The following is a 6,586-nucleotide window of genomic DNA, read 5'->3' as shown; positions in this document are numbered from 1 at the left end:
TTTACTCATGTCGCTCTCTCGGTGCTGTGTACTAGTTATTCGCAGCTTACACCGAGTGAGCTTTTTTACTACCCAACCCACTTTTCAAACACCCTCTTAGAGCAAAATGAGGATGAAGCGCACACTTGAGTTGATAATCACCTGTAAAAAACTGACAATTCGGACAGGGAATTTGATGCATTCGCTTGACGTACCTAATACCATCGCGTGCGGTTATGCAAATAGTTACTAAAAACAGCACGACACTTGAGTAGGCGATTAAGGAAAAAATAGGTACTGAAACAAGTTCTAAAACGTGCATGATAAATCGATCGTACATTTCCTTAATCAACCATAAAGATTTTTTGTTTGCACAAAGCTTGTAATAATCTGATTGCTAGATTACTGTTGTAACCTGCTAGATGCAGCCATCAAATCGCACATGTATTTTGCGAGCAAATCGAGTCTGTTTGTTAATCAAATACTGATGAATAGTAGAGACGTTGTATATAACATCTCTACTTCTGTTAAGCTAACGAATAGAATTAGCGAATCAGATGAAGTACGTTGCGCAGTACGCTATAGCCAGCTAGATCCCATAGTAAATAAGCAAGGAATCCAATCATTGCTAAACGTCCGTTCCAGAGTTCAGCTTGTGGATTCCAACCAAAAAGGAAGCTATTGCGGTCTACACCGTTATAAGCTTTAGCAACTTGTGGTAAATCAGTAGCAGGACGTGATTCCATTGTCAACCTCTCTAAATAATTTTCAACGTTGCAGTTACAGTTTGATAGTAACTAGCGATCGCTAACCCCTTGCCCTACCTAGAGGCTTAAACTAAGTGCAATCCAAAAGTAGAATCTTCTTGTCAGAGAGATGTATAGTCAAACACAATAAATTTTTGAGAAATGAAATTTTTGAGAAATGAAATTTCTAGGAATAGATTTGGGTTGGAGTTCTGGTGCAAGCGGGTTGTGCTGTTTAGAATTGATAAACGGGCAATTACAACTGTTGGATTTAGATCGCAAAGAGCCTATTGCTGATATTCATGATTGGATAGAAACTTGGGTACAACCGCAAGAACCTGCAATTATCGCCGTAGACGCACCGACTCTGATCCCCAATGCTATGGGGATGCGCCTACCCGACAAACTCACCCACAAATATTTTGGTAAATATCATGCTGGTTGCTATCCAGCTAATCTCAGCCTACCTTTTGCCCAACGAACTGTAGATTTTGGTTTGGCTTTGGAAGCTAGGGGATTTAACCACGCGCCAGAAATTACTCCTCAAATGCCAGGACGCTACCAAATTGAGGTGTTTCCGCATCCGGCGATCGTGCATTTGTTTCAGTTAGATCGGATTCTCAAATATAAAAAAGGAAAGCTGGCGGAACGTTACTTAGAACTGCTCAAACTCCACCAGCACATCGTCGAGATTTTGTCAACTATAGAACCTGCTCTGATTCTGAGCCAGGAGAGTCACCAATCCTCGGAGATCCCCCCAACCCCCCTTAAAAAGGGGGGCAAAATTCCCTTCATCACGAGTCACAAGAGAATACAATCGGTTTTAAACGATCGCCACGCACCACTTACTCTTGCTGCCCTCAAAGCCGTGGAAGACCAGCTAGATAGTCTGATCTGTGCTTATGTAGCAGCGCATTGGTGGTACTGGGGTTTAGAGCGGAACTGGGTATTAGGCGATCGCACCAGCGGGTACATTGTTGTCCCTGCTCCCTTGCCCGTCCAAGCTGCTAACCTTGACGGCGCTGGAGTCCTCCGCCCAGAGAATTAGTCGCGTCTCGTAAGGATTGGACAGATATTTGTGTTTTGGCAATACCCGTAATGACAATCCTTGTAAGCCAGAAGTGGTGTAGTTAATTTCAACCGTATAGATACTCATTCCCTGTGGATCTGTACCTTGAAACTGCATCGTAATTGGTACGCCGTTGACAATTTCCCCACTAGCATCAACGTTACCTTTATACAGTTCTACCTGCACGCTATCAGGGGACAATGTGGCAAGATCGATTCTAGCTTTGACAGCAATATTTTGATTGACTTGAATTTCTGCTGGTTCGGCAATATCGATCTCGACAACTTTAATGTAGTTCCAGTGTTCGGTTAAATCGGCTTTCCAACGAGCCAATTCTTTCGCTGGGACAAATTTATCGGCAGTTAAGGTAGAGTAGCGATCGCTAGCTGGGAAATAACCCCGTAAGGCGTACTCGCCCACCATCCGGGAAGTATTGAAAAACGGACAGTTAATCCGAATTGCATCCTTCATTTTGGCAATCCAGTGGCGGGGCAGATTGTCAGTATCGCGATCGTAGAATAGTCGGGCAACTTCCTGCTCGATTAAATCGTACAAGGCATTTGCTTCAACTTCATCTTGGAAATTGGGATCGTCGTAAATTTCTCCATGTCCAATTGCCCAACCAGTGCGGACGTAATCGGCTTCATCCCACCATCCATCTAAAACACTCAAGTTGAGTAGTCCATTCATCGCCGCTTTCATCCCACTCGTACCACTCGCCTCGCGGGGACGGCGGGGATTGTTGAGCCAAACGTCGCAGCCAGCAACTAACAACCGCGAAATATGCATATCGTAGTTGGGAACGAAGACGACTTGCTTCTCTAGGCCGTGTTCGCGAATAAAGCGGTTGATTTCGCGAATCAGTTCTTTGCCGGGAATATCTTTAGGGTGTGCCTTACCTGCAAAGACAAATTGTACTTTCCGATCTTTGTTGCTGAGAATTTTTTCGATCCGCTTAAAGTCGTGCATCCATAAAGTTGCCCGCTTGTAGGTAGCAAAGCGCCGTGCAAAGCCGATGGTTAAAGCATAGGGGTCTAGAACTTCTTGAGCTTCGGCAATTTCAGCAGGAGAAGCGCCGCGATCGCGCAAATGCTTGACTAAATGCTCCCGCACGTACACGATCATGTCTAAACGACAGCGTTCGTGGTTGCGCCACAACTCTTCATCGGGAATTGCATCCATCCGTTCCCATAACTGATTTTCGCTGGGGGCTGAAGACCAATTCGGACCCAAGTAGCGATCGTATAATTCCTGAGTGGACTTAGCAACGCAACTACGGGCGTGAACCCCGTTAGTAATGGCTGTAATTGGCACTTCTTCTTCTGGGACACCGTGCCACAATCCTTGAAACATCTCGCGCGAGACGACACCGTGTAACTGAGCTACGCCGTTAGCAAAAGTTGCCATTTTCAGCGCTAACACTGCCATACTAAAAGGCGCACTCAAATCTCCAGTATTTTCGCGTCCCAAGCCCAAAAACTCATCGCGTCCCAACCCGAACGCATCGGCATAATGTCCCAGGTAATACAACATTTTGTCTGCGGGAAACAAATCGATTCCTGCGGGAACCGGGGTATGGGTGGTAAATAGGTTACTCGCCGCTACGACCTGTCTGGCTTCAGTAAAACTCAAACCTTCACCCTGCATCAACATGCGGATGCGTTCTAGCGCCAAGAATGCCGAGTGTCCTTCATTCATGTGGTATGCCGTGACGTTATATCCTAACGCCTTTAGCATCCGCACGCCACCAATTCCCAACATAATTTCTTGGTGGATGCGCATATCGAGGTCGCCGCCGTAGAGTTGGTCGGTGATGTTATGGTCGTATGCGCCATTCGGTTCGATATTGGTATCGAGCATGTACAGCGGCACCATCCCCACCTGGACGCGCCAGACTCTTGCATAGACGGTTCTTCCAGGGTAGTCTACTGCAACGCGGATCTCAGAGCCGTCAGGATTGCGCTCTAAGTGCAGTGGCATATTATAAAAGTCATTTATTGGGTAGCGTTCTTGTTGCCAACCATCAGCGTTGAGATATTGGGCAAAATAGCCTTGCTGATAGAGTAAGCCCACACCCACCAAAGGTAAACCCAAGTCACTCGCAGATTTGAGATGATCTCCTGCTAGTACCCCTAAGCCACCGGAGTAGATGGGCAAACAATCTACTAAACCAAATTCTGCCGAAAAATAAGCGTAACACTCTTTGGCATAGCGCGTAGATTCGTGGAGCGCGTGCTGCGTCGCAAGGCTACCGTCTCCCGTCTTCTGTCCCCGTTGTTTATCATACCAGGTGCGTTCTTGCAAGTAGTCATCTAGCTGACGGGCTGCTCTGTCCATTTGCGCCAAGAAGCCTTCATCTTCCTCCACTTCTTGCAACCGCGCTTGACTGATGTTACCCAACATTAACACGGGGTTATGGTGGCTCGATTCCCACAAATCGGGGTCTAAGCGCCGAAATAAATCTTTGCTTTCAACGTTCCAATCCCAATGCAAGTTGTAAGCCAGCCGCCGGAGAGGTTCGAGGCGCGGCGATAGGCGAGGAGAGACATTAAACGTGCGAATTGGTTGCATATAGCAGGGTGTAATTCTTTCTTGCTTCAGTTATCAGTTATCAGTTATCAGTTATCAGATATCAGTCTAGCCAACTACCAACTACCAATTACTCATTACCCATTACCAATTTAGCTATAGGGGGTAGCAGTTTCTACTTTAGCCTCTTCGGTACGAGTAAAAAACTTTTGGCTGATGGTGCTAGTGAGGATGTGGGAGAGTAAGCCTAAAGGACCTGCAAACAAACACAAGGCTAAAGAGTGGATTGTCCAAACTCCGGTGCGCTGTCCTTCCCAGTAAATCCAACGTCCGACAAATAAATCCATGACGAGATAATGAGTCCATCCCGTCGCCATGACTTTTGGATCGGCAAAGATTTGAGCCAGATCTGCTAGTTTTAATTGAGGATTGGATAAAGCTTGGGCGTTTTCAGCGGTGAGACTGTTAACGAAGAAAAAGCCATATAACGCTGCTAGGGCGACAAATGGTAAGTAAGATTCCATGATTTTTCTGGTTACGACCCAATTCGGCAGCAGAATTATTAATACCCAAAAGGGTACAACGAAGATATTTGCACCATTGAATAGTTGTTCGATTGTCATGACTGTGCTGCAAAGTAGGGGTAAAACAATAGCACTACTACAGCACTACTACAGGGGGCGATCGCTATCTGTCAAGTTACTATCGATCGCGCGATCGCTACACCAATACCAGAAAAGTTCGTAGGGTGCGTTATCCAACGCACCCTACGAGGATGTACTTAAATCTAGTACAAACGACGACGAAACGCGATCGCCTGTTGGGGATTGGGAATTTTTTCGGCTAAAGTTTCTACTAGCATATGAGCCGATATACTAGGATTTTGAGTTAAAGTTTCTCGAATTAGAAAACTCGCAATTGGTCCCACAAAATTAGTTAGTTCTTGATGGCAAAGTTTCACGAATTCAGGATGCAGTGAGGAACGTTGCTCGATTGGAGGAGGAGTGACTTGTGGTGGTTGTGATGGAATACCTGTAGTCTGCGGATAAAAAGAAGCCTGTTGTTGGCTGGGAAATACAGGTGTTTGTGGCGATTGCGGTAGAAATCCCGTCCCTGGTGGATTAATTACAGTAGGCTGCGATCGCGCTCCACCCATTACTGAAAGTACCTCCATTGCCGATTGATAGCGCTCTCGCGGTCTGTCGGCAAGCATTTTATTCAGAATTTGAGTCAAGCCGTGACTGACGGGTTTATAATCTTGCCAGAGCCACTCTAAAGAATAGCGATCGAGTAATTCATGGGGTGCTTTACCTGTTAATAAAACAATTGCAGTCACGCCCAAAGCATAGAGGTCGCTACTAGGAGAACAGTGTCCCATGCGAATCTGTTCGTGTGGTGCGTAACCAACTTTACCCACCATAGATTTATAGTTAATATAGGCTTGCTCGGAGTTATTAGCAGCCATATTACCAGCTGCTTCTACTCCCTGCTTACCTACGCCGAAATCAATTAATACGGGTAAATTCTTCTCCCCATCAAAGATGATATTATCGGGAGAAATATCGCGGTGAATAATTCCGTGTTGATGAATATAATCTAATACAGGTAATAAATGCTGAAGCCATTGCACTATTTCTGCTTCAGAAAAGGCTTGTCCAGTTTTTAGTAAACGGTCTCGTAAAATATGAGAATAATTTTTCCCATCAACATATTCTTGGACTAAAAATAATCGTCCGTTATCTTCAAAACACGCTAAAAATTTAGGAATTTGATAATGAGAAATTTGATATAATATTCTTGCTTCTCGCTCAAACAAATCGCGAGATTTTTGCAAACAATGTGTCGCAATTGAATCTGGTAAAAATTCTTTTAAAACACAAAACTTATTAAAGCAATGTTGGTCGTAGGCTAGGTATGTCCGTCCAAACCCTCCTTGTCCTAAAACTCGATGTAGCAAATAACGATTAGCGATTAACATTCCCGTTGCCGTATTTGCGGTTGGAGTTTTAACTTCAGGCAAGGCAATTTCTTCAATCGGCACTTCTGAATAGAGCTTGAGTGGCACTAACTCAGTTTGACCGTTGGTTGTGACTTTGGTATAAACGATTTTTAAAAAATTGGCGTTATTATTGTTACCGTCAGCCATAGCGATCCTTTCCTCGGACAAAAGGGAGGGAGAGGTGGGTATAAAGTTATCATCCTATCTACTCTTATTATTAGTTAGGAGCGAAGTAGAATGGTTATGCAAGACCAAATCTAAAAT

At 44.9% G+C, this 6,586-nt stretch carries 5 protein-coding genes; 1 reads left to right on the top strand and 4 read right to left on the bottom strand.

Translation table 11 applies throughout. The features are described from left to right. Positions 1-524 precede the first annotated feature (524 nt). Positions 525-725 (bottom strand): chlorophyll a/b-binding protein, encoded by a 201-nt coding sequence (locus QH73_RS14995; protein WP_039713163.1) that lies wholly within the window; start codon positions 723-725, stop codon positions 525-527. Between the two features lie 178 nt (positions 726-903). On the opposite strand from QH73_RS14995, the gene QH73_RS14990 reads away from it, so the two are divergent. Then, a complete protein-coding gene (locus QH73_RS14990; RefSeq protein WP_039713164.1) occupies positions 904-1,773 on the top strand; it encodes a DUF429 domain-containing protein in 870 nt (289 codons plus the stop codon). Here the strand turns inward: QH73_RS14990 and glgP are convergent. The 3 genes from glgP to QH73_RS14975 form a co-directional block, all read right to left on the bottom strand. Then, complete coding sequence (gene glgP, locus QH73_RS14985; RefSeq protein ID WP_039713165.1) at positions 1,675-4,365, bottom strand: alpha-glucan family phosphorylase; 2,691 nt, start codon at positions 4,363-4,365, stop codon at positions 1,675-1,677. The two genes, QH73_RS14990 and glgP, sit on opposite strands and share 99 nt — an antisense overlap. Before the next feature lie 110 nt (positions 4,366-4,475). Beyond that, positions 4,476-4,946: an ABA4-like family protein gene (locus tag QH73_RS14980; protein ID WP_039713166.1), complete on the bottom strand. Its 471-nt coding sequence runs from the start codon at positions 4,944-4,946 to the stop codon at positions 4,476-4,478. A gap of 164 nt (positions 4,947-5,110) precedes the next feature. After that, positions 5,111-6,469 carry a protein kinase domain-containing protein gene (locus tag QH73_RS14975; protein ID WP_236147014.1) on the bottom strand — a complete coding sequence of 453 codons (1,359 nt, stop codon included), beginning with the start codon at positions 6,467-6,469 and terminating at the stop codon, positions 5,111-5,113. Positions 6,470-6,586: the final 117 nt, after the last annotated feature.

The sequence above is a fragment of the Scytonema millei VB511283 genome, assembly GCF_000817735.3.
Classification (GTDB): domain Bacteria; phylum Cyanobacteriota; class Cyanobacteriia; order Cyanobacteriales; family Chroococcidiopsidaceae; genus Chroococcidiopsis; species Chroococcidiopsis millei_B.
Note: the sequence above shows the minus strand (reverse complement) of the source record. Positions and strands in the feature narration are given on the sequence as shown.

Excerpts from the sequence above, each read along its gene's own strand:
- QH73_RS14980 (WP_039713166.1), bottom strand. The coding sequence starts at position 4,946 with ATGACAATCGAACAACTATTCAATGGTGCAAATATCTTCGTTGTACCC.
- QH73_RS14990 (WP_039713164.1), top strand. The coding sequence starts at position 904 with ATGAAATTTCTAGGAATAGATTTGGGTTGGAGTTCTGGTGCAAGCGGG.
- QH73_RS14975 (WP_236147014.1), bottom strand. The coding sequence starts at position 6,469 with ATGGCTGACGGTAACAATAATAACGCCAATTTTTTAAAAATCGTTTAT.
- QH73_RS14995 (WP_039713163.1), bottom strand. The coding sequence starts at position 725 with ATGGAATCACGTCCTGCTACTGATTTACCACAAGTTGCTAAAGCTTAT.
- glgP (WP_039713165.1), bottom strand. The coding sequence starts at position 4,365 with ATGCAACCAATTCGCACGTTTAATGTCTCTCCTCGCCTATCGCCGCGC.